This window comes from Oceanobacillus picturae, from assembly GCF_000612865.1.
Classification (GTDB): Bacteria; Bacillota; Bacilli; order Bacillales; family Amphibacillaceae; genus Oceanobacillus_B; species Oceanobacillus_B jordanicus.
Genome location: NZ_CCAX010000001.1, coordinates 1,482,410 through 1,508,126, shown reverse-complemented (window position 1 = coordinate 1,508,126; position 25,717 = coordinate 1,482,410). Strand labels below are relative to the sequence as shown.

At 38.0% G+C, this 25,717-nt stretch carries 28 protein-coding genes; 26 read left to right on the top strand and 2 right to left on the bottom strand.

What is annotated here, in order from left to right; all coding sequences use genetic code 11:
* The first annotated feature begins 152 nt into the window (after nt 1-152).
* Both BN988_RS07645 and BN988_RS07640 read left to right on the top strand, forming a co-directional pair.
* Nucleotides 153-653, top strand: a complete 501-nt coding sequence (locus tag BN988_RS07645; RefSeq protein WP_036574780.1) for a hypothetical protein — start codon at nt 153-155, stop codon at nt 651-653.
* A gap of 14 nt (nt 654-667) precedes the next feature.
* Nucleotides 668-1,159 carry a hypothetical protein gene (locus BN988_RS07640; protein ID WP_036574777.1) on the top strand — a complete coding sequence of 164 codons (492 nt, stop codon included), beginning with the start codon at nt 668-670 and terminating at the stop codon, nt 1,157-1,159.
* Between the two features lie 188 nt (nt 1,160-1,347).
* Here the strand turns inward: BN988_RS07640 and BN988_RS19285 are convergent, their stop codons facing one another.
* Nucleotides 1,348-1,476 carry a hypothetical protein gene (locus tag BN988_RS19285; RefSeq protein ID WP_261796566.1) on the bottom strand — a complete coding sequence of 43 codons (129 nt, stop codon included), beginning with the start codon at nt 1,474-1,476 and terminating at the stop codon, nt 1,348-1,350.
* Between the two features lie 137 nt (nt 1,477-1,613).
* Here BN988_RS19285 and BN988_RS07635 point away from each other — a divergent pair, with 137 nt between their 5' ends.
* From BN988_RS07635 to BN988_RS07510, 24 genes are all read left to right on the top strand, one after another.
* Entirely contained in the window at nt 1,614-2,804 is a 1,191-nt protein-coding gene (locus tag BN988_RS07635) for a hypothetical protein (RefSeq protein ID WP_036574775.1), read from the top strand.
* The gene (locus tag BN988_RS07630) at nt 2,767-3,300 is read left to right on the top strand and encodes a hypothetical protein (protein ID WP_036574773.1); all 534 of its coding nucleotides are present in this window, start codon (nt 2,767-2,769) and stop codon (nt 3,298-3,300) included. The genes BN988_RS07635 and BN988_RS07630 overlap by 38 nt, the downstream gene beginning before the upstream one ends.
* A gap of 2 nt (nt 3,301-3,302) precedes the next feature.
* Nucleotides 3,303-3,875: a hypothetical protein gene (locus BN988_RS07625; RefSeq protein WP_147629691.1), complete on the top strand. Its 573-nt coding sequence runs from the start codon at nt 3,303-3,305 to the stop codon at nt 3,873-3,875.
* Between the two features lie 111 nt (nt 3,876-3,986).
* On the top strand, nt 3,987-4,277 hold the full coding sequence (locus BN988_RS07620) for a hypothetical protein (RefSeq protein ID WP_036574769.1): 291 nt from the start codon (nt 3,987-3,989) through the stop codon (nt 4,275-4,277).
* Nucleotides 4,277-4,645, top strand: coding sequence for an HNH endonuclease (locus tag BN988_RS07615; protein WP_036574766.1), 369 nt, complete (start codon nt 4,277-4,279; stop codon nt 4,643-4,645). The genes BN988_RS07620 and BN988_RS07615 overlap by 1 nt, the downstream gene beginning before the upstream one ends.
* 90 nt (nt 4,646-4,735) lie before the next feature.
* Nucleotides 4,736-5,251, top strand: a complete 516-nt coding sequence (locus BN988_RS07610; RefSeq protein ID WP_036574764.1) for a phage terminase small subunit P27 family — start codon at nt 4,736-4,738, stop codon at nt 5,249-5,251.
* A complete protein-coding gene (locus tag BN988_RS07605) occupies nt 5,252-6,961 on the top strand; it encodes a terminase large subunit (RefSeq protein ID WP_036574762.1) in 1,710 nt (569 codons plus the stop codon). It abuts the gene before it with no gap.
* A 234-nt stretch (nt 6,962-7,195) separates the two neighbouring features.
* Nucleotides 7,196-8,455: a phage portal protein gene (locus tag BN988_RS07600; protein ID WP_036574759.1), complete on the top strand. Its 1,260-nt coding sequence runs from the start codon at nt 7,196-7,198 to the stop codon at nt 8,453-8,455.
* A gap of 13 nt (nt 8,456-8,468) precedes the next feature.
* A complete protein-coding gene (locus BN988_RS07595) occupies nt 8,469-9,230 on the top strand; it encodes a head maturation protease, ClpP-related (protein ID WP_081779421.1) in 762 nt (253 codons plus the stop codon).
* Between the two features lie 39 nt (nt 9,231-9,269).
* Nucleotides 9,270-10,547 carry a phage major capsid protein gene (locus tag BN988_RS07590; RefSeq protein WP_231495203.1) on the top strand — a complete coding sequence of 426 codons (1,278 nt, stop codon included), beginning with the start codon at nt 9,270-9,272 and terminating at the stop codon, nt 10,545-10,547.
* A 32-nt stretch (nt 10,548-10,579) separates the two neighbouring features.
* Nucleotides 10,580-10,912, top strand: coding sequence for a hypothetical protein (locus BN988_RS07585; protein WP_036574756.1), 333 nt, complete (start codon nt 10,580-10,582; stop codon nt 10,910-10,912).
* A gap of 33 nt (nt 10,913-10,945) precedes the next feature.
* Nucleotides 10,946-11,233 carry a head-tail connector protein gene (locus BN988_RS07580; protein ID WP_036574753.1) on the top strand — a complete coding sequence of 96 codons (288 nt, stop codon included), beginning with the start codon at nt 10,946-10,948 and terminating at the stop codon, nt 11,231-11,233.
* A complete protein-coding gene (locus BN988_RS07575; protein ID WP_036574751.1) occupies nt 11,230-11,562 on the top strand; it encodes a phage head closure protein in 333 nt (110 codons plus the stop codon). Before BN988_RS07580 ends, BN988_RS07575 begins: the two co-directional genes overlap by 4 nt.
* Nucleotides 11,562-11,963, top strand: coding sequence for an HK97-gp10 family putative phage morphogenesis protein (locus tag BN988_RS07570; protein ID WP_036574750.1), 402 nt, complete (start codon nt 11,562-11,564; stop codon nt 11,961-11,963). Before BN988_RS07575 ends, BN988_RS07570 begins: the two co-directional genes overlap by 1 nt.
* Entirely contained in the window at nt 11,960-12,310 is a 351-nt protein-coding gene (locus BN988_RS07565) for a hypothetical protein (RefSeq protein WP_036574748.1), read from the top strand. Before BN988_RS07570 ends, BN988_RS07565 begins: the two co-directional genes overlap by 4 nt.
* Nucleotides 12,311-12,889, top strand: coding sequence for a major tail protein (locus BN988_RS07560; protein ID WP_036574747.1), 579 nt, complete (start codon nt 12,311-12,313; stop codon nt 12,887-12,889). It abuts the gene before it with no gap.
* 11 nt (nt 12,890-12,900) lie between these two features.
* Nucleotides 12,901-13,242 carry a phage tail assembly chaperone G gene (gene gpG / locus BN988_RS07555; protein WP_036574746.1) on the top strand — a complete coding sequence of 114 codons (342 nt, stop codon included), beginning with the start codon at nt 12,901-12,903 and terminating at the stop codon, nt 13,240-13,242.
* Between the two features lie 224 nt (nt 13,243-13,466).
* Nucleotides 13,467-16,802 (top strand): phage tail tape measure protein, encoded by a 3,336-nt coding sequence (locus BN988_RS18320; RefSeq protein ID WP_051557739.1) that lies wholly within the window; start codon nt 13,467-13,469, stop codon nt 16,800-16,802.
* Complete coding sequence (locus BN988_RS07540) at nt 16,795-18,234, top strand: distal tail protein Dit (RefSeq protein WP_036574743.1); 1,440 nt, start codon at nt 16,795-16,797, stop codon at nt 18,232-18,234. The genes BN988_RS18320 and BN988_RS07540 overlap by 8 nt, the downstream gene beginning before the upstream one ends.
* 12 nt (nt 18,235-18,246) lie before the next feature.
* Nucleotides 18,247-21,801: a phage tail spike protein gene (locus BN988_RS07535; RefSeq protein WP_036574742.1), complete on the top strand. Its 3,555-nt coding sequence runs from the start codon at nt 18,247-18,249 to the stop codon at nt 21,799-21,801.
* Between the two features lie 74 nt (nt 21,802-21,875).
* The gene (locus BN988_RS07530) at nt 21,876-22,469 is read left to right on the top strand and encodes a hypothetical protein (RefSeq protein WP_036574740.1); all 594 of its coding nucleotides are present in this window, start codon (nt 21,876-21,878) and stop codon (nt 22,467-22,469) included.
* 126 nt (nt 22,470-22,595) lie between these two features.
* Nucleotides 22,596-23,030 (top strand): phage holin family protein, encoded by a 435-nt coding sequence (locus tag BN988_RS07525; RefSeq protein ID WP_036574739.1) that lies wholly within the window; start codon nt 22,596-22,598, stop codon nt 23,028-23,030.
* Between the two features lies 1 nt (nt 23,031).
* Nucleotides 23,032-23,961 (top strand): peptidoglycan recognition protein family protein, encoded by a 930-nt coding sequence (locus BN988_RS18315; protein WP_051557737.1) that lies wholly within the window; start codon nt 23,032-23,034, stop codon nt 23,959-23,961.
* A gap of 489 nt (nt 23,962-24,450) precedes the next feature.
* A complete protein-coding gene (locus tag BN988_RS07510) occupies nt 24,451-25,023 on the top strand; it encodes a DUF2599 domain-containing protein (RefSeq protein ID WP_036574736.1) in 573 nt (190 codons plus the stop codon).
* Between the two features lie 159 nt (nt 25,024-25,182).
* On the opposite strand, the gene BN988_RS07505 is transcribed toward BN988_RS07510, so the two are convergent.
* A complete protein-coding gene (locus tag BN988_RS07505; RefSeq protein WP_036574733.1) occupies nt 25,183-25,383 on the bottom strand; it encodes a helix-turn-helix domain-containing protein in 201 nt (66 codons plus the stop codon).
* Between the last annotated feature and the right edge of the window lie 334 nt (nt 25,384-25,717).

Below are 25,717 nucleotides of genomic sequence, written 5' to 3'. Positions count from 1 at the left end.
TTTTTATTTTGTTCTCTTTAGCAATTATTCATATTAAAATAACGTGTAACTCATTTTAGTAGATTATGGTAGAATTAGTTATATCAAGGGATCTAGCCTAACGGCTAGTTACTCAGTATATAAGATATGGGTAATTGATTGGAGGTTTATTATTGAAAGAAAACGCTAGTATTAACGGTAATAAGAACAATTCTGATATCGTAAAAGGAATATCGACTGCTATAGCTTTACTAACTGGTTCCTTTTACTTGTATATAAACCCCGACTTTTTTGGCTACCAGTTAGTTACAAACATAATAGGTGCAATAATTGGAGTGATAGGGGTTTTAGGATTCATAATTGAAGCAGGAAAAATGAATGAAAATCTTAAACCATACATAAGAGAACTAGGTGCACTATTTTTAATTATTGTTATTATTATTGTACTGAACATAATTTTCTCCAATGTAATTATTAATGCTATTATTTTCATTTTGTTTCTTACTTGTGTGTATGCTATGTCAAACTTTGTAATTAATGTATCTATATTAATTTCTAACGAAAAGAGAACTTTTAAAAAGGTACTCATAAAATCACCAATTGTTATTTTAAATTCACTAATTTTTGTATTAACAGTTATGCAAATACTTCAGATTATAAATATATTAGAGTAGACGGGTGAATCTGAATGATTAATATATGGAAAGTAATACAAGGTTGTATGCATGCTATGTTTGAACCAACTAAAAAATTTTTAACACTAGTAGGAAATGCTCAAACAGAGGCTATTTCTCAATTATTTACAATATTAATAGGGAGAAGTGTTGACCTACGTAAGCTTAACGAAAATGTAGAAAAAACTAATAAAACTATTGAAACCAAAATTACAGAAGCTCAAGAATCATTGGCCAATACATCGCAAGTAATTAAGGAATTAAACGAACTTATAGAATCTAATCAAAACGAATTAGAGAAGGTTAGAACTGAATATGAACATATAAATAAATTAAATAAAGTATCTTTAGCAGAAGCACAACCTTTACTAATTGAACTGGATAAAACAGTAAAGAAAGAAAATAAAAAAAATCACTTAATAAGCTTTTTAATATCATTTTTATTTTTTCTTGCAGGAGCAATATTAGGGCCAATGATCTATGGTTATGTTATAAATCTGTTTTAACAATATAAATTAATGGCAGAGAAATGGCAGAAAGATGGCAGGTTATTCCTGTATAAATCAGTTATGATTGTATTGTGCGATATAAATAAGATTCCTGAAGAGACTACCTGGTTCCTTTACTGCAAATCGACATTATTATCTATAAAAAAGGCATTCACGCGGTGATAGTGAGTGCCTTTTTTATAAAACTAATGTTTACGTGCTTTGTGTTTAGCTAACGTTTTACCTGCAGCAGTTTTTCTAGCTGAAGATTTGCTAGTGGATAGCGTTTTTCCAGCTTGCTTAACTTTAGGACTAGGGTTACAATTTTTTCCCATTATTTATCACCTCCTTCTTTATATAGTTCATTCGACATGCGATTTTATAAATCCTGTAATTTATGCAGGAATATATACCTTCTGTGTCGAAAGGTACCTGTATTGGAATATTTAGAACTAAAAGGGGAGGATTACCAGTGGGAAAAACTGTACAGGAAGAATTTAAATTAAGGTGGGATCATGCAAAAGATATAACCACTCGTTCACTAGTGAATGTTTTAACAATTCATGAGATACCCTTGCCATTAATAAAAGAAGAGATGGTAAGGGTATTTGAAGAAAATGTTAATAATAATAAGATAAGCACTGAAGATGCTATTAAGTTTGTAGACCAAGAGATTAGATATGGATATAATCGAACTATCTTCTGTAAAGACTTAGATAAATATTCAGTTGAAAACTTGAAAAATAAAAATTTTGAGGATATTAAATTATTATTGAGAAGCAAGGGATGGGAAGTTCCAGAGAAAAATGAACTGCTTAATGTATACTTACCAGATAAACTAGTTTTAACCGAATTTAACATGGAGTCAAATCAATACATTGAATTAACTTTAATAGAAACGATAAGAGTTTCCAATAAAAATAGTATCATGAAGGAAAATAATATCTATTTTGTAAGGGTTGATTTATTGGAAAATTATTTGTATATAAGAATGCGACCAAGAGGTAATGCTGTTGAATTAATTAATCAGGATTACAAAAAAATTCCAGACGTTACTTTTTATAAAAAAATTCGTAACATATGTGAAAAAATGTTAGGCATTGAAACTATTGACTCTACCCATTTTAAAACAACGCTATATAAGATAGCTAAAGAACTTACAGAAAAGGCAGAGGAGAAATCAAGAACAGAGGTAAATAGACATATTGATAAAATAGAAAGGTTTGCCCAGGAAATGGCCTCTTCTTTAAATGGGTTCGAAACCAGAAATTTTGATATGAATTTTCGTTTAAGAAGACTGTTCGAGAGAGCTTTAATTCAAAGTGACTTTAAACAGTTAAAGCAAAGAGAACCCGGTAAAAAAGGTTTTATAAATGCTTTTCATTTCTCTGATAGGTCTGGTGGTAAGGTCAAAGCTAGATCAAAAGAAAAAGAAAGATCAATAGATTTATCTGAAATTTACTATGATACGAGAGATACAATAGATCAGCAAGAGGCATATGATAATTTATGGGTTAATTGGTTTATGCCAGGGCAAAAGAACACTATAAATACTCGATTAGAGGCAAATAATGAATTTTATCAAGTCCATTTCTATAAGTATCTTTATAAAGGAGATCTTGAATATGTACTTTCCGAAATTGGATATTTTAAGGATAAATAATATAAAGGCTAAATATAAATTGAATGATTTTCTAATTGATTCCTTTGATAGTTGGTTAGCTAATCAATCAGAGTTATATTATGATTACTTAAATCCTTTAGAGTTTATAAATGATTATGGCATTAATAAGAAATTAGGATTATCAATTTTTAGCGTTTCTTCATCTGAGGAAATTTTTATTAGTAAAGAAAGCAGTCCCTTATTAAGAATTAAATATATAGTGGACTGTCCATGTTGCGACGAAAATGTAAATACATACTATAATAATAAGGACATACCAAACTATGAAATTAATTGTTATGAAGAGCAATGTACAAATTTTATACCCGCCAACCATCCTGAAAAAATTAATATTTACTTTGAACTGTTAGAAAATCCAATATTAGACAGCTTTGAAAATGATATTTTGAGTGTTTATGAAAAAAAGCCCTTAGCCCCTTTAACTGCAAGTGATCCAGATATCACTGAAGAGCTATGGAGATTAGAAGAGAATTAATGGTGAAAAAAACATATATATACATAGTTATCATCTTTTTTACCTTGTTAATTATTAGTATTTCTAACCTTGATCTAAAACCAAAATCATTTCAAACTACCATCGATATATTATTAACGCTAGGAAACGCAGCCATAGGGGGCTTGGTGGCATATTATGCAGCTTATATTCAAGTGCAAAATAGTAAGAATATGGAGGACTTAAAACAGTTAAAGACGTTTAAAAATATATGTATTTTAGTTAAAAATGACCTACGTAATATCAATAAAAGAATGGAGGTTTTCACAAAGAAAGATGTTATAACTTATGGTGAAATAAAAGATTATATAGTTAGTGACTCCCTAGAGAAATTTAAATATGAGTTTATTTATATGATAAAAGATGAAGAGGATGTTTCTTTACTCTCGAAAATTTTGAATAGATTATTACTTTTGAAGATGGAAGAGAAAGATAAGAAAATAGATAAAGATAGGATAAATAAACTTATAATCGATATTGAAGAATTTGAGCGAAAGGTTGGCTTATATTTAGAAGATACGAACAGAAAAATTAACAGTAAGTTTAAGAGACATTAGTTGGAAAACGACTTATATTACTTTAAGCTTCTGAACCATTATAATTCTAACTAAGAAAGCATCAATTATTGATGCTTTTTCTTTATGTCTAAAACAGGAAGAGGTGTTAACATGATAGCCTTATGCGATCAATGTAATCGGGTGACTGATATTAACTACAAAGTAAAAAAACATTCGAACGATATAAAAGAAACCTACTTCAAATGTGATCAATGCCATTATCATTTCACTTGTTTCGTTACCGATAAGAAGGTGAGGAAGATGCAGGGGAAAAGAGACGCATTAAAAGCCGTACACAATGCTGAGAAAAGAATAGAAATCCAAGAAGATATAAACAATCGAATGAACCAACTCAAGTATAACTTGGTGAGCTATGGCCGTGCTGATTTAGGTGAGCATTAATGGCACAGAAATCATTGAGACCTTGTGGGGAATTTGGTTGTAATAATCTCACCAGAAATTCTTACTGTAAAACGCATGAGAAAAACCTACAAGAAACCACGAGGAATTATAACCAGTACAAAAGAGATCCGAAGGTTAACGCCTTCTACAAGTCGACCAAGTGGCAGAGGGTTAGAGCTGTAGCATTAGCAAGAGACAAGGGACTATGTCAGCGATGTTTGAAGCGAGGTAACATACGACAAGCCCAAGTGGTTCATCACATCATAGAGGTAAGAGATGATTGGGAACAGCGTTATGGGCTTGATAACCTTGAATCGCTTTGTCACGGCTGTCACAACGCCGAACATAAGACAGGCCCCCGGGGTTAATTTTTTATTTTTGATTCTACAAAAGAGCGATGCCCCCTCAAGCGCACACAAAAATCCGTTTTTGAATATTTTTTCAAGGAGGTGTAATGGATGCCAGGGAGAAATAAACAACCTTTGTCTGTAATTCAAGGTAAAGGCAGATCGAACCACTTAACAAAAGACGAAATCAAGAAACGCCAAGAACAGGAAAGCAAGATGAAAGGCTTCACAGATAATGTCGAAGCTCCGTCTTACCTAACTAAAAAACAGCGAGAAGAATTTGACCGAATAGCTACCGAGCTTTTGCGTCTCGATATCTTTTCAAATTTAGATGTTGATAATTTAGCTAGATACATTGACTCAAAGACTCAGTACCTTGATCTGCTCAAGCACATTAAGAGAATCAAGGCTACTGAATATGAAAAGGTGAATGGCAAAAAGAAAGCTATCGCCAATGAAGACTATCCAAAGCTGATGCGAGTAAAGAATTCACTCTTCAATGAGTGCCGTGCAGCTGCCAGTGATCTTGGACTGACAATTACATCTCGCTTGAAATTAGTAATACCTAATTCGGATGACAACAATAAACCCAAGTCAGAATTTGAACAGAAGTTCGGTGATGTATAGATGCACCATGTTGTCGCTGAACCAGGAATAAGATACGAATTAATCCAATATAGCGAGAAAGTATTGAACGGTGATATCGTTGCTTGTCAAAAACACAAGTGGGCGTGTCAGCGTTTTTTATATGACCTTGAAAGAGAAGGTACAGAAGAATTTCCTTACGTTTTTGATGAAGAACGTGCAGAACGTTTCTTTGATTGGATGCGACTATTTAAACACAGGAAGGGAGTCCTTGCTGGTCAATATATCGAACCGCATATTATTCAAAAGTTTATTTTTGGTAATATCTACGGATGGATTCATAAGGCTACCCATCTAAGAAGATTCACTAAAGGATATTGGCAAACTGCAAGGAAAGAAGCAAAGTCACAGTCCCTGGGGGCGTCTGGAAGCTATGAAGCTTCAGCATTTGGTGAGCCTTCTGCTGAAGTCTATTGTGCAGCTACGAAAAAAGACCAAGCTAAAATAGTTTGGGAAGAAATCGAAGCTATGATCATGGGTAATGAAGATCTTAGAGATCGATTCAAAGTGGCGTACGGAACCATTACGCATCTAAAAAGCGGATCTATCATAAAACCTCTGAGTAAAGAGGATAGGAAAACTGGTGATGGTACGAACCCAAGCGCATTTTTCATTGATGAGTATCACGCTCATGAAACGATGGAGATTTACGACATTGGTGATTCCGGAATGGGTGCAAGGCTCCAGCCTTTATTAATGATTATAACTACTGCTGGATTTGACCTTAATAAACCTTGTTATCGAGTTGAATATAAATATGTTTCTCAAATACTAGACCCGAATAGCTCTATTGAAAATGACAATTATTTTGGCATGATTAATGAACTTGATAAAGATGATGACATTAAGGACGAGAAAAACTGGCCAAAAGCAAACCCTATAAAATGTTCCTATGAAGGTGGGATTAATTATCTAAGGAGCCAGTTAAAGATAGCTCTCGATGTTCCTGAGAAAATGCGAAACTTCCTAACCAAAAATATGAACATTTGGGTAGATGCAAAGGACAACGGCTATATGGACATGAGTAAATGGAAAAAATGTGAAGTCGACAAAGAAAGAGACCTTAAAAAATATCCACTATGGATAGGGTTGGACCTTTCTTCTACTACGGATTTATCCAGTATAGGTTTAGTATTCAGACTGGATGATGGCAAATATGCTATTAAACAACATTCTTTTATGCCTGAAGACAAACTTCAGGAACGCATTAAGACAGACAATGTCCCATTTGATCTATGGGAGGAGCAAAACTATTTAACTACTACACCGGGTAGTGTGGTGGATTACAGTTATATCGCGCAGCACATTATCAGTTTAAGGGATGAAGGTTATAACATTATTGAGATAGATTACGATAAATGGAATGCCAGCCACTTTGCACAGCAAATGGAGCTAGAAGGTTTCACAATGGTTGAGATACCTCAGATGCTCAGACATTTATCTGGTCCTACCAAAGAGTTCCGTAAATGTGCATATGCGGGTGAAATTATCCACTTTGATGATCCCCTATTAACTTGGGCAGTTGGTAACGCTATTCAAAAGCAAGATGCACAGGAAAACATAATGTTGGATAAGTCCAAATCAACAGAACGAATTGATCCAGCTGCAGGAGTTATAAACGGATTTAGTCGTGCAATGGTCGGAGATACACAAGATCTTAGCAGTCATTTTTTAAATAACTGGAGTATGTAGGAGGTAATTAAAATAGCAAAAGCGATAAGAGATTTTTTCATAGCGTTCTTTACGGCATTCTTTACCAAATGGGTAGAGGATTTTTTAATTTTATCAGGTATTGTGCTAGGGATCGTCAATACGTATCTCATTACAGTCATTGATGTAAATATACTGGCCGGTAACTATTTATTAGCTGTAGTACTAATCTTAGTCGGCATTATTATCGCTAGGAGGTGAAGGAGGTGGTAAACATTGATATTTAAAAACGTCTTAACGCCAAAAGCAGAGACAACCGACTTGAAGGATCCAGCACCTTGGTTTCTTAAAATGTTTGGTCATGAATCAGCAAGTGGCGAAACCGTAACTGTTAATTCCGCATTAGGTGTTCCAGCAGTTTATACCTGTGTAAATATCCTAGCGAACAGCATTGCAAAATTGCCTTTCCAAACGTTTAAGAAAACACGCGATGGCAGGGAGCGCGACAAGAAACATGCGGTAGCAAAGTTATTGGAGAATAGGCCCAACCCATACCAGAGTCCTTTTAAGTTTAAACATTTAATTGAGACGCACCGTAACACCTGGGGGAATGCTTACATCAACATTAACTGGGGTTACGACGGAAGGCCGAAGGAACTTTGGCTTTTAAATCCTTCTGTAACAGAGCCTTATGTGGATGTGAAGACTAATACCTTGTGGTATTTAACGACACTACCAAATGGCGAATTTACGAAGATTGGTTACGGGGATGTCATTCATCTGACGGCGTTATCGACTGATGGAGTAAAGGGAAAGCCTCCGATCCAAGTAGCGAGAGAGGCAATCGGTAGTTCACAAGCAGCCCAGAAGTTTAAAGGGAAGTTTTATAAAAATGGCGCGTCAAATAGTGGTGTCTTAAAAGTACCAGGCATGATTAATTCCGATGCAAAAGAGGTTGTCCGTGATGAATGGGAGAAGGCTAATACAGGTTTAAATAATGCCCAGCGTATCGCTATCCTAGATGCGGGCCTTGAATTTCAAAGTATCAGCATGCCTTTAAAAGACGCGCAGTTTGTAGAGGGAATGAAGTACGATAAAACAGATATTGCCATGCTGTATAACATCCCAATGCATATGGTTAATGAACTGGAAAGATCAACACACAGTAACATTGAGCAACAATCATTAGACTTTATCCAGCACACGTTGAGTCCTATTATCAAACAGTGGGAGGAAGAATTCACCTATCAGTTATTTTCAGAGGTAGAGCAACGCCGTTATTATTCCAAGTTTAATCTAACGAGTCTATTAAGAGCTGACGCTAAGTCTCGCGGAGAATTTTACAAGATGATGTGGGAGATCGGTGGTTTTGACATTAATCAAATCTTAGAACTAGAGGACATGGATGGCATTGGCCCAATGGGAGAGAAACGATTTGTGTCTCTTAACTTTACTACGCTAGATCTCATTGAAGACTATCAGCGGGCCAAAGCTACAGTATCGGAAGGAGGTGAGGACAATGAAACAGAAGATTAGGCAACCAGTTTACATGAGTGCAACCCCATTACAAAACAAGTCGAATCAGCTAATGACGGTTAAAAACCTCACCGACAAATCAGCAGACCTTTACATTTATGGTGAGATCGTTGACAATACGGACTTTAAGTGGGATGAAGCCGATGTAATGCCGGACGATGTATTGAATGCTCTCAACCAAGTTGATGGTTTGGACGAACTGAACATTTATATTAACAGTCCAGGCGGATCCGTCTTTGCAGGACAAGCTATTTACAACATGTTAAGTCGTAATAAGGCCAAAAAAGCAGTCTATGTAGATGGTGTCGCAGCTTCCATGGCATCTATTATCGCAATGGTAGGAGATACGATTCACATTCCTTCCAACGCGTTTTTAATGATTCATAAACCTTTGACTATTGCCATTGGGAATGCCAGTGATTTCCGGAAGCTAGCCGATGACTTAGACTCAATTGAATCAGGGCTTGTGAATGTATACAAGGACAATTTGAAAGATGGGGTGGAACTCGGTACTATTCAGCAAATGATGGAAGACGAAACATGGTTGAATGGAGAAGAAGCAGCTAAATACTTCAATGTGGAGGTGATCGAATCTAAAAACATCGCAGCTTGTGCCAGTGAGCTACTCAACAAATATGAGAAAACACCACAAAAACTAGTCGCACAGGTTGATGCTAAGAAGGGAGGTACTGAACCACCAGAAGAGCAAACAAACGAAGTAGATGAGTTTGAAAAAATGAAAATGCAAAACGAATTGGACCTACTAGCATTGTAAGGTCTATTTTTTATGTTAAAAAACAGGGAGGAAACAAAATTGAAAACATTATTTTCTACAGCAATGTTAAGCATGTTACGTAATAAAAATGTACTATCTGTAAAAATGGACGCGGGTATGACCAAGCGGGAGCAAGATCTTCGTCAAAACGCTGCCGACCTAAAAGCTTCTGCAGAGAAGCTAATGGACGAAGGCAAGCAAGAGGAAGCAAAAAAGGAATTGGAAAAAGCCAAAGCAGCCAAGAAGGATCTTGATAATTTCCTTGCTTTGCAAAAAGACTTCCAAGGGTTAGGTACTGCACCAGAGCCACAAGCTAAAGGTGGGCAAATGAATCAGGAGCCTAAGGAGGAAAAACCAGAATATAAAGCGCTCTTCTTTAAAGCGCTAAAAGGTCAAAAACTGACTGATGAAGAAGCAGAGGTGATGGAAGGATATTACGCACGTCTTTCTAAAGAAAGTGGCGAAGATGGTGGGTACATTATTCCAGAAGACATTTCCACTCAAATTAATGAGCTAGCACAGACTACCGATGATCTTCGTCAATATGTGACTGTTGAGCCGGTGACAACAAACAAAGGCTCTCGTACTCTTGAAAGACGTGCAGATCATACGCCGTTAGCACCATTGTCCGAATACGGTGATCCAAATGCTATGCAGGAAATTGCCTCTCCGAAATTCGATCGTTTGTCTTACGTGATTGAAGATTATGCTGGTTTCTTACCTGTGGCAAATACTGTTCTTGCTGACACAGATCAAGCTCTTAAAGCTTATCTAGCGAAATGGATCGCTAAAAAATCAAGAGCAACTGGAAACCATTTAATTCTAGAGCAACTAAATACACTGGAAAAAGTTGACCTGAAAGATTACCGAGGAATTAAAACTACTCTTAACGTTACACTTGATCCTGCGTTTGCTGAGGGCGCATTGATAATTACAAACCAAGACGGGTTTAACTATCTAGATCAATTAGAAGATAAAAATGGTCGATCATTGTTGCAGCCAGATCCTACCAAAGCTACACGTAAATTGTTATTCGGAACGCATCCGATTGTTAAATTATCTAATAAAACAATTGCCACCCAAGCAGGTATGGCGCCGTTTATTATCGGAGATTTGAAAGAAGCAATCGTTTACTGGGATCGTGAACAAATGCTTTTAGATATGACTAAAGAAGGCGGAAATGCTTGGAGAAGTAACACTACTGAATTCCGTGTAATTGAGCGGGAAGACGTCACGAAGTGGGACGAGGAAGCAGTTGTATTCGGCCAAATTGATATCACAGTAGTACCGGAAACCGAAACAACACCAGAAGTTTAATTTAAAAATTAATAATCAGGAGGTAGTTTATTATGAAAGCAAAGGTAATTAAACGTTTTAGAGATAAGGAGACAAAGCAGGTTTTTTCTCCGAAAAGTAAAGATTACTCTGTTTATGAAGGCTCTGAAGATAGAGTAAAGGAGATTGCTTCTAAGGGATATGTAGAAGCGCTAGAAGAAGAGTCAAGCTTTCTAGATGGAAATGTTAACGAAGTAAAAGGAAACATTACTTCTGATCTTAGTGGAGAAGAGCTGCAAGATCTACTTCAAAAGGAAACAGAGGGCAAGGACCGTACAGGGGTTAAGACTCATATCGAGGATGTACTGAAAGAAAAAGAACAACCACCAGACGAAGAGGGCGAGTAACATCGCTCTCTTTTTCTATGAGAGGGTGATGGCATGGATATCCAAGAGATAAAGGACTACTTGCGAATAGAGCATGAAGAAGATGACGGAATGCTTACACTCTTAGAGAAAAGAGCTGCGCTCTACATTCAAAACGGAGTAGGTACCGTCGATACGACAAACGATCTATATAAGATGGCTGTTACTGTCCTTGTTGGTCACTGGTACGATAACCGAGAACTATCTAGGATTGGTAACAACTCTTATAATATCCCACACTCTTTTGAAGCTATCATTCAGCAGTTAAGGTACTGTTATACGAAGGAGGCTGAGAGCCAATGAACTCAGGTGAGCTTGACCAAAGGTTGATATTTAATCGACCCACAGGTGGAACGGATGAAGACGGTTTTCTTATCACTCAGCCTATTTTATACACAAAAGCTTGGGCTAAATTGAAAACGTTAAAAGGGAATGCCTTTTATGCAGCTGCCCAGTCTCAACTTGAGCACAATCGTGAATTCGCTATTCGTTACCAACGCAAGTTATTGGACGCGGAACGACCTAAAGGGTTAACTGTTTCGTGGCGAGATATTGATCATGCTATCGAGTCTATTGAAGATGATGATGGTCTACGTAAAACAATGACTGTGAGATTGAGAGCTGTCAGCTGATGGACTTTCAATTTGAGGGATTGGATGAGTTAATTCGAGAGATCGAATGGTTAGAACAGGTACCAGGAAGAGTCAGAAACAGGGCTCTAAAACGTGCAGGGGATTTACTAAAAGACCAGATGAAATCAGAGGTTTATGCTCATGGATTAACCCGTCGATCAGGGGACGCACAGGATTCCATCATACGAACCGATCCCAGAAATGGAGAATTGTTTGTTGGAACGAGAGGCGGAGCCAAGGTGGAAGGGTATTATCTCTACATGCACGAGTTTGGTTTTTACAATGTTCGCGCTAAACGCTTCATTGCCCCAAAGCCCTTTGCTTCTATCGCTTTTGAGATGAGTAAAGGAAAAATTCTAGATATCTACGTTGAGGAACTTAGAAAGGAGATGAGGATGTGAGTATCAACAAAGTTGTAAAGGGTGCCTTATCTCCTTTAAATGTCCCGATAAATTACATTACGGCAGGGAATGAGGATCCGGATTATATTATTTTCAACGATTATAACCCAGGTCCTACGTTGGCTGCGGATGATGAAGAAAAAACAAGTAATTACTTTATCCAACTAGACATCATTTCTAGTGGGAACTTTATTGACTTGGTTAATCAGGCTAAACAGCTGATGAAACAATCTGGTTTTTCAAGATCATACGAGGCACCAGGAGAGTTTGACGAGAATTTAGGAAGATTTAGAAAGACAATACGTTTTATTTATCCAGTAGAACAATTTAACGAGGAGGAAGAATGAATGGCTATTAAAGGATTAAAAGATTTACATTATGCAGTTATCCAATCAGAGAGTAAGACAGACACAACGTACGGTGAAGTGAAACCACTTGGCCCTGCTATGGCATTTAACTTGGCTCCTTCTATCAATAGAGGGAATTTACGTGCAGATGATGGCGTGCTTTTCTCTGATTCTGCAAAAGGGCCTATTGCGGTAACGCTTAACACAGCATACTTGGAAAAGGATGTTGAGGCTGAAATCTTAGGTAAAACAATAGATGAGAATGGTGGTATCACGGATAGCGGAGATGACAATGCACCTTACATCGCAGTAGGAGGTCGTGCTCTTTCTGCAAGAGGCGGTTATGAATACTTCTGGGTTTATCGCGTAAAACTAGCTCCTGCAGAAGAGAACAAGGAAACGCAACAAGAAACACCAACCTATCAAACACCTAATCTATCAGGAGAAGCTATCCCGAGGTTACATGACAAAGCAGAGAAATACAAAATGTGGGATGAAGATCCAAACATTACCGACAAAACTATCTTTGATGAATGGTTTAACCAAGTAATCGATGGAAGCTGGGCACCAACAGTATAGGAGGATAGCATATGCAAATTGAAATTTATATTGATGGCGAAAAGAAAATATTCATCACTCCTGTAGTGCCCATGCTAGCTAAACGGAAGTTTCTTGAGTTAGAAGCAGCAGCCGAGGAGAAAGCTGCAAAGTTGGAAGCAGAAGGAAAAAAATACATCCCATCTGCAAAAGAACAACTTGAGGAAGATGCGGAAATGGCGTCCATACTAGCTGACGTGGTGTTCGATAACCAGTTCACCCTAGATCAGCTGTTTAAAGGAGCAAGCGGTGAGTATGTCTATGATAAGTTAGGCGAGGCAGTGTTTGGCAAAAAGAAAAAAGAAGGTAATGAGGGAAACGAGAAGGGGGAGTGACGTTTAAAGAAGCGTACACTTCCCTTTTAAAGTTATATAAGAATTTGATGTTTCCTCCTCCTAGCTATGTGCAGGGAGGACAAATCAATAGAACAGGGTGGACGATGTCTCAAATTGATGAGATGGACGTCCACTTTTTTAATGATCTATTTGGCGAAGAAGCTGAATCCCAGCAAGAGAAAGAGGTTTACCTAAGTGCCGTGTGGTAGAAATGAGGTGAAATTATGGCAGAAAGAGACGTTGGTAATTTACGGACAAGGTTATCTTGGGAAGATGACGGCGCTGCAAGTTCCTTAACTGGGTTTAAGCGAGATCTGAAGGGTTTACGCTCTGAGATGAACGCTGCCCGTTCTGGCGGTAAGGAATATACGAATAGCTTAAAAGGGTTACGTCAACAATCCGATATTCTAACACGGCGCTTTAAAACTCAAGAACAACAAGTAAAAGAACTTCGTAAACGATACGAGGAATCTAGACGAGTTAAAGGCGAAGACGCAAAGCAAACAAAGAACCTCTCTGATCAGTATAATAATGCCCGCGCTGCAATGAACCGTACCGAGAATCAATTAAAAGACGTTACTTCTGAAATTGAGAAACAGATCAATCCTTGGAAACGTTTAAGTAGTAATATGACTAGCGCTGGAGACAAAATGCAAACCATTGGAAGAGGTATGACCGACTTTGGGCGTAATTACTCTATGAAAGTGACGACACCTATTGTCGCTTCAGGCGTTGCCGTTTTTAAAGCAGCAAGTGACTATGAATCAGCATTTGCAGGAGTAGAAAAGACAGTTGACGGAACGGCAGAACAGATGCAAGGCTTGCGCCAAGCCATCAGAGATATGGCGAAAGAAATACCGTCATCTACAACTGAAATCGCTAAAGTAGCCGAAGCTGCAGGTCAGTTAGGTATCAAAACAGAATCAATTGAAGAGTTTACCAAGACGATGATTAATCTTGGAGAAGCTACCAACATGTCGAGTGATCAAGCAGCAACAGAGTTTGCTAGATTTGCAAACATTGTTGGTATGTCTCAGGATGATTTTGACAAGTTAGGATCCACGGTTGTAGCCTTGGGTAATAACTTAGCCACCACAGAATCTGAAATATCCAGTATGGCCATGCGTTTAGCTGGTGCCGGCAAACAAGTTGGAATGTCAGAGGCTGACATTATGTCCTTTGCGGCTGCATTAAGCTCTGTGGGTATTGAAGCTGAAGCAGGTGGATCTGCATTTTCTAAAGTAATGGTAGAAATGCAACTTGCTGCTGAAAAAGGCGGAGACTCACTGGATAACTTCGCTAAAGTGGCGGGTATGTCATCAAGTGATTTTAAAAAGGCTTACCAAGAAGACGCCACAGGCGCCATTAGTAAATTCATCGAAGGTTTAGCTACGGCAGAAGATCGTGGTCTATCAGCAATTGGAATACTCGATGACATGGGCATAAAAGAAGTTCGTTTACGCGACTCCTTATTACGTGCTGCAGGTGCAAGCGACGTATTCTCCGAAGCTTTAAACATTGGTTCAAAAGCCTGGGAAGAAAACACTGCACTAACTGAAGAAGCAGAGAAACGCTACGCCACAACAGAGTCGCAATTAAAGATGATGTGGAATCGAATTAAGGATGTTGGTATAACCCTTGGTGAAGCCTTAATACCTGCTGTGATGGATGCCATTGATGCAGCAGAGCCATTAATTCAAAAGATCGAAGAAGGTGTCCAAGCATTTGCAGATATGGACGAAGAGCAACAGCAAACCATATTGAAAATGATTGCGTTAGCAGCTGCTATTGGCCCTGTGAGTGTTGTGCTAGGGAGTATGACATCAACAATCGGTGGACTTTTGAAAATTGGTGGAAGTTTAACTGGATTGCTCGGTAAAGTAGGCGGTAAAGGCGGAGCAGGGTTACTTGGTAAATTCGGTTTAATGGGATTAACAGGCGGTCCCGTGGGGTTGGCGATAGCTGGTGTAGCTGGATTGACTTTAGGTATTGCAGCTTTAAACAGCGCAAGCCAGGTGAACCTTGAAGAAATGTCCAACAACATTGAGAAACGACGAGAGGAAATAGATCAGCTAGATGAAACTATTGCTCGTTATGATGAGCTTAGAGGAAAGAATAAACTTTCCACTGATGAAGTGTTGCGTTACATGGATATTATGGACGAGTTAAAGGACGCGAAATCTGAGGAAACCATTAAAAGACTTAGTGACGAACAGGCAACTCTTGCTGAAAAGTCAGGTATGAGCAAGGATGAACTCAATGAATTTCTAACTCTCAATGATACGCTAGTAGAGAAGACCCCAGAAGTTGCTGAGGCTATTTCAGAGCAAGGTAACGCCTATGCAGGAACTGCCGACGAAGCTCAAAGGTTGAATGACATTGAGAGAGAAAGACTTACCGCAGATTTGTACACTGACTTATCTGAACAAATGGATGAGCAGGTTGAAAATCTATTGGAACAAGCAGAATTAGCTCAAGAGATTAACCATAAAACTACTGAGAGGAACGGACATAATCAAGCAGTCATTGAAGCGACTAACAAGATCAGAGATATAGATAAGGAATTGCGAGATATTAACGACGATCAGTTAGGTCTGACGATCGAGCAAAGAGACCAACTACGCGCTAAAAGAGAGCAGCTTGAAAGTGAAAAACTTGGTTGGGAAAATATAATAGATGATCATAAAATTCACTTGGCTGATTTAGATAAAGATATTGACAAGAAGAAAACTAGCAAGAAAGAAATAGACAAGCAGGTAGATGCTTACAACACTATGTTAAATCAATATGAAAGTATGCTACTTCAAGAGCAAGGTATTGTAGATGAAAAAGGTAATGCCTATGAATCTATTAAAGATGCCAATGCTGCTTTGGATAAGCAACGTACTGAACTGATTAGACAGCATGATGCAAATGAAATTAACACCAAAGAGTACGATAAACAGAGGAAGAAAATTGATGATCAGGTAAAAGCCATTAACGGAGTTCAAACCGAAGCAGATGTTCTAAATGATATGTTAAAAGAAGATATCAAAAAAAGCGTCGACGTTTCAACTAATCCATCGGCATCTGCTCTGGATCGTTCATTAGCTTCTACTATATACAAAAGAGTTAATATCGACCAAAGGGTACACGGAAATGCAATGCTAGGATACGCTTCTGGTACTCCAGCAGGAGGTCACCGTGGTGGTGTCTTTGAAGCAGGTGAAGAAGGTTGGGAATTAGGACGTATGGGCAATCGCTGGGAAATGCTTACCCATGGTTTTTATGAACGTCCAAGAGGTTATCAAGTCTTCCCGCACGATGAGTCTAAACAAATAATGAGAACAATCAGTGCCCTTAATAAGACTCCGGGTTATGCTACTGGAGCGCGTCCTCCTGGTGAAGCTAATCGGGTTATTGATGAATTGGGTAATCAACCTAAGCAGTTAGCTGGTGAGGCTGTTATTTACACAACTGTCGTTAACCAGATGGATGGCCGTGAAATAAGTCGTCAAACCTATAAGCACACAACCGAATTTCAAGAACGAGATAAGAAAGTGAGGGAGAGATTTGCATAAAACTTTATCATTTAACGGAGAGAAAAAGCCTTGGTTACATTTGTTACAAGGTAGAAACAAGCCTCCCTTTGCTTCTGTAACGCGAAACATATTAAATGTGCCCGGGATGCCGGGAGCTCATCTTCAATCAACAGACACAGGAGTTTTACCTATTAATCAGCCAGTAGGCTTTGTGGTGAAAGATGATGTACATGCCCTAGAACTTAAAGATGAATTGGTTGAATGGCTGATTACGGACGCACCAGTAGAATTACAGTTTGATGATGAACCTGGTCGAACGTACTTTGCTGTGGTTCAAAATACAATGGATGATTTTGATAGATTTGTTGACCAGAGATCCGGAACAATTCAATTTCTGTGTTTAGATCCATATGCGTATGGTCCCGAAATAACAGAAGAATTTACCTCCGATACAGCAATCATTGCTAAACAGGGATCAGCTGCAGCTCAACCAGTATTTGAGTTAGAAGTGTTGGCCCCTGTCACGTTTGCTATGGTACAGAATCAGAATGAGGAGTATATGATGATTGGGCAACCAACGGATGCTGATACTTCAACTGTAAATACGAAAACTTTAATGTTGGAAGAGCGCGGGCAAACGCTAGATACGTGGAATGATACCCCTACAGAAATAGATGGTGGAACTGTCGCAGGTTATTTAGGAACAGACAATGCGGGCATAACGGTACCAAGCTATGGCTCAGATATGCCTGGTTGGCATGGGCCAGCCTTAATTAAAGAAGTAACTCCAGCCCAAGATTTCGAAGTGGAAATGATGTTAGAGGGAGAAGCTTCTGGTGATCAGACCTTTCGTATTGAATTTTATTTATATGACGAAGGCATGAATGTAATTGGAAAGATGGCAATATTAGACAAAACGTTGAACGTAAATAGAAAAGTAGCCGAGGGACGTATAGGTGGTTATGTAGGAAGACAGGAAAATTATTTAATAAGCTCTCAAAACTACAGTTATGGATGGCCTTTCTACTTCGGAATGTTACGTATGCGAAGAGTTGGAAGTATATTTGAATTTTATGTAACGCGAATTGCTAACAATACAAAACACGTTTACAGCTTGAAAGAGACTTACGTTGATAACAACAATGAATACGCTGGGAAGCTGAAATATGTCCAGATACACATCGGAAAGTATGCAGACACAGCACGAGCTTATGGTCCGAAAATTCACTATATAAAAGCATTCGAGTTAGCGGAAGCGACTACCGACCAAACTCCTTATATAGCATACACAGGCGACATTATAACTTTTGACCATGTGAATGAAGAAATCCTAATAAACGGAGAAGAGCGTAAAGATCTAAAAGATTTTGGAGGGTCTTTTTTCGATTTGCATAAAGGTGAAAATCAGTTGATTATGCACCCACCAACTAGTTTTCTTGGTAATGTCAAATATAGACCAAGGTACAGGTAAGGAGGAGAAGCAATGATACACATTACAAACGGCCAATCAGATCAGATATTAGATTTTATTACAGAGAAGAACTTCTTCTCCGATACCCATAGACAATCATTGAAAGACAACTTAGAAACCTTTGAGTTCACTACATTTGCTGATAAGTCTTTTTCGGAATATCTCACAAAGCATAATCGAGTTATTATTCCTGCAGAGGACCAAGGCTATATTGAATTAATAATAAATGAAGTCTTGAAGTACCGTGATAACAGTGGATTAAAAGCAGAAGTTTTTGCTGATGCTAGCTATTTAACACTAAAAAAGGCAAAGGTTATTGATCCACAAACTTTCAATGAACAAACGCCCACTACTGCAGTAAGCTTTGCTACAAATGGCACCGAATGGCGACCAGGCATAATTGAAGGTAAAGGGTACCGCACTTTTCACATAGAGGAGTACACCAATCCTTATGCTTTCTTAAAGCGAATTGCTACCGAGTTTGGGCTGGAGTTGCGTTTTCGTGTGGAAGTTAGTGGAGGGCGTGTTACTGGCCGTTATGTAGACCTATTAGAACGTATAGGAGAATGGCGTGGCCGTGAAGTAGAATTTGGTAGGGATTTAATTGGCATCCAGCGCAGAGAGAAAACAGACAATATCTATACTGCTCTGAAGGGGTTAGGTCCAGAAAGAGACGATGATACGCGTCTTGAGGTTATTGTCACAGATGAAGAAACTTTGCAACGTTGGGGGAGACCAGATCCGATAACAGGAGAGCTGCAACATTGGTGGGATACCTACGAACCACAAACCAGTGATCAGGAAATGACTGAATCTCGATTACGTGAGCTAACAGAAAACGAATTAGAAAAACGTGTATATGAAGTCGTAGAATATGAATCTACTATTGCTGATCTAGAAAACGTACCAGGTATAGAAAATAAGAAGATTCGCTTCGGTGATACGATCAAGATAAAAGATACGAAATTTAATCCGCCACTTTACCTTAAAGCTAGAGTCCATACACAGGAACGAAGCATTAAAGATAAATCACGAAAGAATGTTGTCCTAGGTGATTATATTGAATATACAGAGGAACAAGTGCAATCTGTTTGGCTAGCTATGAGAGCGGAAATTCGAAGGCGTTTAGCGCGGATGTTAATTACCAACATTGCTTCAACAGCTGGTGACACATTCAAGAACGGGGAAGGTTCTACAGAGTTAACTGCCGAGGTATTTTTATCTGGTGACTTGGTCGATGAAGCAGGAGAGAATTACACATACGTTTGGAATAAACGGGATAAAAACGGTATTCCCCTCACAGGTTGGAATAGAAGTGGGAAGACAATAACCATTAGTGCAGCTGAGATTGATGAAAAAGCCACGTATACAGTAGATGTCATTCAAAACACTGTAATGTCCATTGGGCGGATGACGATCACCAATGTTTACGACGGAAAAAATGGCGAACCAGGTCCACAGGGTGTGCCAGGTCCTTCAGGAGAAGATGGGCAAACACTTTATACATGGGTTAAATATGCTGATGATGAACAGGGAAATGGGATGTCTGACTATCCAGTCGGCAAAGAGTATATGGGGATAGCCTATAACAAGACTAGCCCAACAAAGGGAACAAATCCAACTGATTATACATGGGCAAAGACAAAAGGGAACCAAGGCATTCCCGGTGAGCCTGGCGCAGATGGTACACCAAGGTACAATTGGGTAAAGTACGCTGACGATAAAAACGGAAACGGAATGTCAGATGATCCTGAAGGAAAAAGATATTTAGGTTTAGCTTACAATAAAAAATCACAAACTGAATCCAATAATGCTAGTGATTATGAATGGAGCCTTATTTATCGTTCTGCAAGCGATAATTTAATAAACAACCCGGCAACTTCTAAAAATATAGATGGGTGGTCGGTATCTACTGACGGTACTATTTCTATTCAGACTGTAGATTTTATGGGGGAGCAAGTTGACGTAATTGAGTCGATTTCTACAGGCAATACACAGAACTACTCGAAATACTTTGACGTAGATCCAACGAAGGCTTATGAAGTGTCCGCATGGTTTAAAGTAGAATTTCCTAACCCGTCTACTCATTTATATTTAGGCGCAACCTCAGATCCCGGTATAATTGAACAAGCTCTTATTTCTGATGAAAGCTGGACTGACACAACAAACTTCTACTTCTTTTATACATCTAGTAGTACGTTTGCGTCTGATTGGGTGAAAATAACGGGTTATATGCTCCCGACAGGATTTCCAGCAGAAAAAGCAAATGGGTTAGGTGAAAATAACTCGCGTAATATGCGGTTCAAAAGTGGGATAGATCGTACTAGGATTCGCTTCTTAAACTGGAATAACGACGGTACCCCTCGAAAAATGTGGGTTGCTCATCCTACCGTTAGAGAAGTGCCAGACGCTCTATTGGGGGACTTCAATAAGAAAATAAATGAGGCTTATGGTCATGCGGACGTAGTTTCAGAAGCAGCCTACTTGGATGCTATCGCAGATGCAGAAGCTTATCTGGCAGCAAACGGGTTAATTAAAGGTAGAGATTATAACGGAGTAAGTATTACAAACGAGGATGGCTTTATCACAGCTAGAGGAGACGGGCTCGTAAGAACTGTCATGAATAGTACGATTGGCTATGTTATACAGCGCAGGGCAAATAAAACATCTCCGTGGCAGGACGTACTCTATTTTGATACGAGTGGGAACTTAAAGTTTGCAGGAAATTTAGATGGTGCAAGTGGTACGTTTAAAGGGGAATTGAGAGTTAACGGTACACGTGGTTTAACCATTATAAATGACGTTATAAACAATAGCTATGGTAATAAAATAGCTTCCGTCCAAGGAGGAGATATTTATTTAGGAGATGACAATGACGGTTCTAGTATGACTCTGGGCTCAAAGCGATTTAGTTTTCATGATGGTGCAGGGAATAGTGTTACGCTTAGCTTTAGCAGTGGAGGTATAAATGTAAGTGGCAATGGAATTATCATAAATAGTTTAGGAAGATTCCATAATGATGGAGGCCGAACGTATCTTCAAGGGGACGATATACGGTTAACCAAGTTCATGAGCGCTAATTATGCTCCGGTAAGAATGGGCGAACTTCAGGTATTTGGACGAATCATTAATCAAGATACCTACGATACTACAACAGGTGCCAATGCCAACATGTACGTTGCTACAAATGGCTATTATGCAAGGTCAACATCCGCAAGGAAGTACAAAGAACAGATCCAGCCTGCAGGGGTTGACTATACAAAAATCCTACAAATCGAACCAAAAAGCTGGTTTGACAGAGGAGAAGTAGAAAGAAATAACGGTTCAACAGAAGGACTGCATCGTTACTACGGAGCAATCGCCGATGAGTTTGAAGAAATCGGACTACCCGAGTACACGGTCTATGACGATGAAACGAAAGAAATTGAAAACTTTAATGACCGTGCCTGGATCCTTTTAATTCCCAACATAAACGATATGAAAGAAGAAGTCAAAACACTTAAACAAGAAAACGAATCATTAAAGGAAAGACTTGAAAAGCTAGAACAAGTAATATACGCCGAGTAGGGCGTTATCTTTATGCATTAATTTAAAGGACTTTAGCCCCTCTTGTCGAAATAGGTAGATGGGAGGGTAAAGAGTTGCTGAAAAAGTTATTACTATACTCATTTGTTGTGTTTATATGTCTTCTTGAATTAATAGTCATTTTAGGCATATTATCTTTAATATTTGGGTTAGGAGAAACAATAGTCGCTGGATTGATTGCTTTTGTCGGAGCAGTAATCGGTGGAGGTATTACCTATTTCGGTGTAAACAAAACATTAAAGCATAGGAATAGTGAACTGTTTTTGCAAAACGCTACTGAAAGACTTGCTTCCCTTGACTATTTGGTTTCTGTTTTTAAGGTTTATTTAAATGAGGCTTTTGTACATGAAATTGCTGTAGCTGAGAAGAAGGTAGTTTACACTAAGGCTAAATTATTAATCCAAAGATTTTATGGAAGTATAATCGATAATAATGAAGCGTTCTATAAAAACTTGACTTTTGATGAAGTAGAGATATTAATGTTTCATACTAAAACTGTTAATTATCTTGCGGCTAAAAAACATCTTACGGATGAAGACATTGCAAAAGCAATTAAAGTAATTAGAGAGGTTTTTAACGTTCTCCATGTTAGTAAAGGCAAGTTAAAAACGAAGTATTATAGGCTTAAGAAAGAATCAGAGCTATTGTAAAGCATCTCATGTTGAGATGCTTTTTTCATGCATAAAAACAAGCCCGTCATATTACATGGCGGGTTATTTTAATACGAGAAATTAATTAGGGGGTCATATCAAAATGAATAGGGAGATGATGAGAAGATGGGTGGTTTTAATTTGGAACATTTAGAAGCAGCTCGATTTTATTTATTTGGGGATGTTAAGTTTTTGCACTTACTGTTATTGCTAATGGCATTGGATATTTTAACAGGATTGTCAAAAGCTTTTAAGAATAAGAACTTATGGAGTAGAAAGTCACTGTTTGGCTATGCACGAAAGGTATTGATCTTAGTAGTGATTATCTTGGCAAATGTAGTGGATCAGATATTGGGATTAAATGGGGCGGTCACTTATGCGACGGTTCTTTTTTATTTGGCAAACGAAGGTCTTTCCATTATCGAGAATCTTGCTACAGTTGGAGTGTTAGTCCCGGCCAGTCTTGCTGAAAAGCTGAAGTCTATTGACGACAAGGCAAATGCCAGCTTACCAAGTGAAGTGAAAGAAGAATTTACAACTCAAAAAGGAGATGGAAAATAAAATGGCTTGGATAAAAAATAAAGTCTTTAAGAATGGAACCGAATTTGTAAAGTGGTTAGACAAGAACTTTGGGAAGTATATCGAGGACCATATTAGTGAGCTACACGTACACCATACGTGGAAGCCAAATCATAGCAATAAGCAATCTTTGCTACAGCTGCATGAAAATATGCGTCACTATCATGTTGGTACACGGGGATGGCAAGATATCGGACAGCATGTGTCCATAGGTAAGAATGGCGATGCTGCGCTTGGTCGTGATATTAAGATCATGCCAGCTTCTGCATTTGGTCATAACGGCACACCTAACTGGCATCCGTTTATGTTCGAAATGATTGGCGACTTTGATAAAGGCCACGATAAGTTAGATGGTGATCAGCTTGATACGGTTATGGCTATTTCGCAGTATTTTAACAACAAAGGAAAGAAGATCCGTTTCCACAGAGAAATGGACAATCATAAATCTTGCCCAGGTACTGGCATAAGCAAAGATTGGTATATGGCGAAGGTTACTGGGAAAAAGGTCACTCAAAATGAGTCAGCGCCTAAGGTGGAAATTAAGTCTAGCACCACTAAAAAGAGTAAGACTAAAGCTAATTTGAAAGTGGATGGCAAGTGGGGGAACTCTACTACAGAGGCATTGCAAAAAGCACTAGGCACTACCCAAGATGGTATTATAAGCAATCAGTATGATAACCGAATTACCAGAGCCTTTTACGGTACGACGATTCACTTTAGCGATGGCAAAAAGGGCAGCATGGTTGTAAAGTCAATGCAAAGTAAGATCGGTTCTAATGTGGATGGGTTACTGGGGCCTAACACTATCGGTCGCTTACAACAGAACCTTGGCACACCTTATGATAAGAAATTAAGCCGACCTTCGGCAGTAGTTAAAGAATTACAGCGAAGGCTTAATGCTGGTAAATTCTAAATAAAAAAGCCCTCATGGTTGAGGGCTTTTATTACTTCTTTTTTAATAAGGAAAAAAGGAAACTTATTAAAGTAATACCTACTAATAATATTGATAAGTAGAAAATGACAGAATCACCAGACATGTTTAACTCATCTACAATTATACCTTGTTGAAATAACAAAACTAATCCAATTACAGTAAAGAAAATAGAGTTTAGGAGCACATATAAATTTGAACGAATTTTTTCTTTGAAAAAAGTTAAATATAAAAAATTACAAATTAAAAAAAATGTTATTAAATAATAAACAGGCCTTAAAAAGTCAAATGTTTCAACCAATATTCAACACTCCATTCTTTATATTATTTATGTTCAGAATTATACCATAAAGTTTTTGCTTTATATATATAATATAAAACAAGTTGACAAAAAATAGTAATAGTGCTAATTTTATGTAGAAAAAATAATTTTCCGAAAACTATTTTTTTGGAGAAAAAGGAGAATGGATGATGAAAAGCAAAGTGTTTTTATTGGTTTTAGCTATTTTAGTAATTATACCTGTTACTGCAGTACAGGCTGAAACTGATGAGCTAGGCTATGAATATACGCCTAAAAAAGCAAGTGAAATTGATTTCTCAGATGGAGATATCTATGTAGTACCACTTTCAGGTGATGCAACAAGTGAAGACGCAATCTACGCAGTATATGAAGGTAGTGAAGTAGAAAAATATGAAAAAACTTTGCCAACTTTGTTTGCTGCATTACCAACTAAATTTTCTCAATACTACTCTAGTTCTAAATGGATAACAAGATCTGGTGTAGTATCCTTATCACTCCAACCTAAGAAACCTGCATACGATGAGCCTCCAGGAATGGCAGGAGCACATTTACTGAAATATAGATGGAAAGTTGTTTATGATAAACATAAAAATAGTTCAAAATGGAAAAATACTGCTAGTATGAAAGCACAACTAAATTGTCATGCTGATTATCCAAAGAAATTTAAAACTCCATGGAATATTGAACCACATCGTACAGAAACAAATTATCACAAAGTAGTTGCAAAAGGTTGTAATCCTTAATATTAACGATTTAAGAGGGGATCAGTTTAAAAACTGATCCCAAACTTTTCAATAATTTCTCTAGAGCTTCTTTCGCATGACTCCTTAAAACCACATTATTAAAATATTCTTTGATGTAGACCACCACTCTTCACCTCGCGCAATAAGGCTAAAAAGCCCTCACGCTTGTGGGGGCTTAATATCATTTTTATGTTCCTCATAAAAGGCATGTAGTTTTAGAGCAGTATCTAAACTAAGGGATCCTAACTCTTTTTTTTCGCTCCGGAGCCTAGAAATGGTGCTCTCCTGGATACCTGTTTCTTTAAATATTCTATACCCCGTAATATTGGAATCCAAGAGTTTACGAATTTCCTCTTTCATTATCTAATGCCTCCTTCTCTTTTTTTAACTTCTTTTTCTTATTTACTAATACAAGTTTCCAAATCCCCAGCGCCATCATAACAACTAACCAAGAGATAATTAATATTTTCATGATTTTTATGGTATACTTAGTGATGAGAGAGGGGGTTATCCACCCCTTCTCATCTTTCTAATTTCTAGCTCCGATTTCTTATTTTCTAACCGCGTCTTTTGGCAGGACAACCAAAGTTTGTAGGTGGTTAGTAATAATGTTATCGGGGCTATTATTTTTGCTAAGTATTCCACTTGTTCACCTCCTTTTCTATATTCTTATTATAACACATTACTTGACGAT

Bases quoted from the DNA above. Each gene is read 5' to 3' on its own strand.
- BN988_RS07640 (WP_036574777.1), top strand. From the start codon at position 668: ATGATTAATATATGGAAAGTAATACAAGGTTGTATGCATGCTATGTTT.
- BN988_RS19285 (WP_261796566.1), bottom strand. From the start codon at position 1,476: ATGGGAAAAAATTGTAACCCTAGTCCTAAAGTTAAGCAAGCTGGAAAA.
- BN988_RS07630 (WP_036574773.1), top strand. From the start codon at position 2,767: ATGTACTTTCCGAAATTGGATATTTTAAGGATAAATAATATAAAGGCT.
- BN988_RS07620 (WP_036574769.1), top strand. From the start codon at position 3,987: ATGATAGCCTTATGCGATCAATGTAATCGGGTGACTGATATTAACTAC.
- BN988_RS07615 (WP_036574766.1), top strand. From the start codon at position 4,277: ATGGCACAGAAATCATTGAGACCTTGTGGGGAATTTGGTTGTAATAAT.
- BN988_RS07610 (WP_036574764.1), top strand. From the start codon at position 4,736: ATGCCAGGGAGAAATAAACAACCTTTGTCTGTAATTCAAGGTAAAGGC.
- BN988_RS07605 (WP_036574762.1), top strand. From the start codon at position 5,252: ATGCACCATGTTGTCGCTGAACCAGGAATAAGATACGAATTAATCCAA.
- BN988_RS07595 (WP_081779421.1), top strand. From the start codon at position 8,469: ATGAGTGCAACCCCATTACAAAACAAGTCGAATCAGCTAATGACGGTT.
- BN988_RS07585 (WP_036574756.1), top strand. From the start codon at position 10,580: ATGAAAGCAAAGGTAATTAAACGTTTTAGAGATAAGGAGACAAAGCAG.
- BN988_RS07580 (WP_036574753.1), top strand. From the start codon at position 10,946: ATGGATATCCAAGAGATAAAGGACTACTTGCGAATAGAGCATGAAGAA.
- BN988_RS07575 (WP_036574751.1), top strand. From the start codon at position 11,230: ATGAACTCAGGTGAGCTTGACCAAAGGTTGATATTTAATCGACCCACA.
- BN988_RS07570 (WP_036574750.1), top strand. From the start codon at position 11,562: ATGGACTTTCAATTTGAGGGATTGGATGAGTTAATTCGAGAGATCGAA.
- BN988_RS07560 (WP_036574747.1), top strand. From the start codon at position 12,311: ATGGCTATTAAAGGATTAAAAGATTTACATTATGCAGTTATCCAATCA.
- gpG (WP_036574746.1), top strand. From the start codon at position 12,901: ATGCAAATTGAAATTTATATTGATGGCGAAAAGAAAATATTCATCACT.
- BN988_RS18320 (WP_051557739.1), top strand. From the start codon at position 13,467: ATGGCAGAAAGAGACGTTGGTAATTTACGGACAAGGTTATCTTGGGAA.
- BN988_RS07535 (WP_036574742.1), top strand. From the start codon at position 18,247: ATGATACACATTACAAACGGCCAATCAGATCAGATATTAGATTTTATT.
- BN988_RS07525 (WP_036574739.1), top strand. From the start codon at position 22,596: ATGGGTGGTTTTAATTTGGAACATTTAGAAGCAGCTCGATTTTATTTA.
- BN988_RS18315 (WP_051557737.1), top strand. From the start codon at position 23,032: ATGGCTTGGATAAAAAATAAAGTCTTTAAGAATGGAACCGAATTTGTA.
- BN988_RS07510 (WP_036574736.1), top strand. From the start codon at position 24,451: ATGAAAAGCAAAGTGTTTTTATTGGTTTTAGCTATTTTAGTAATTATA.
- BN988_RS07505 (WP_036574733.1), bottom strand. From the start codon at position 25,383: ATGAAAGAGGAAATTCGTAAACTCTTGGATTCCAATATTACGGGGTAT.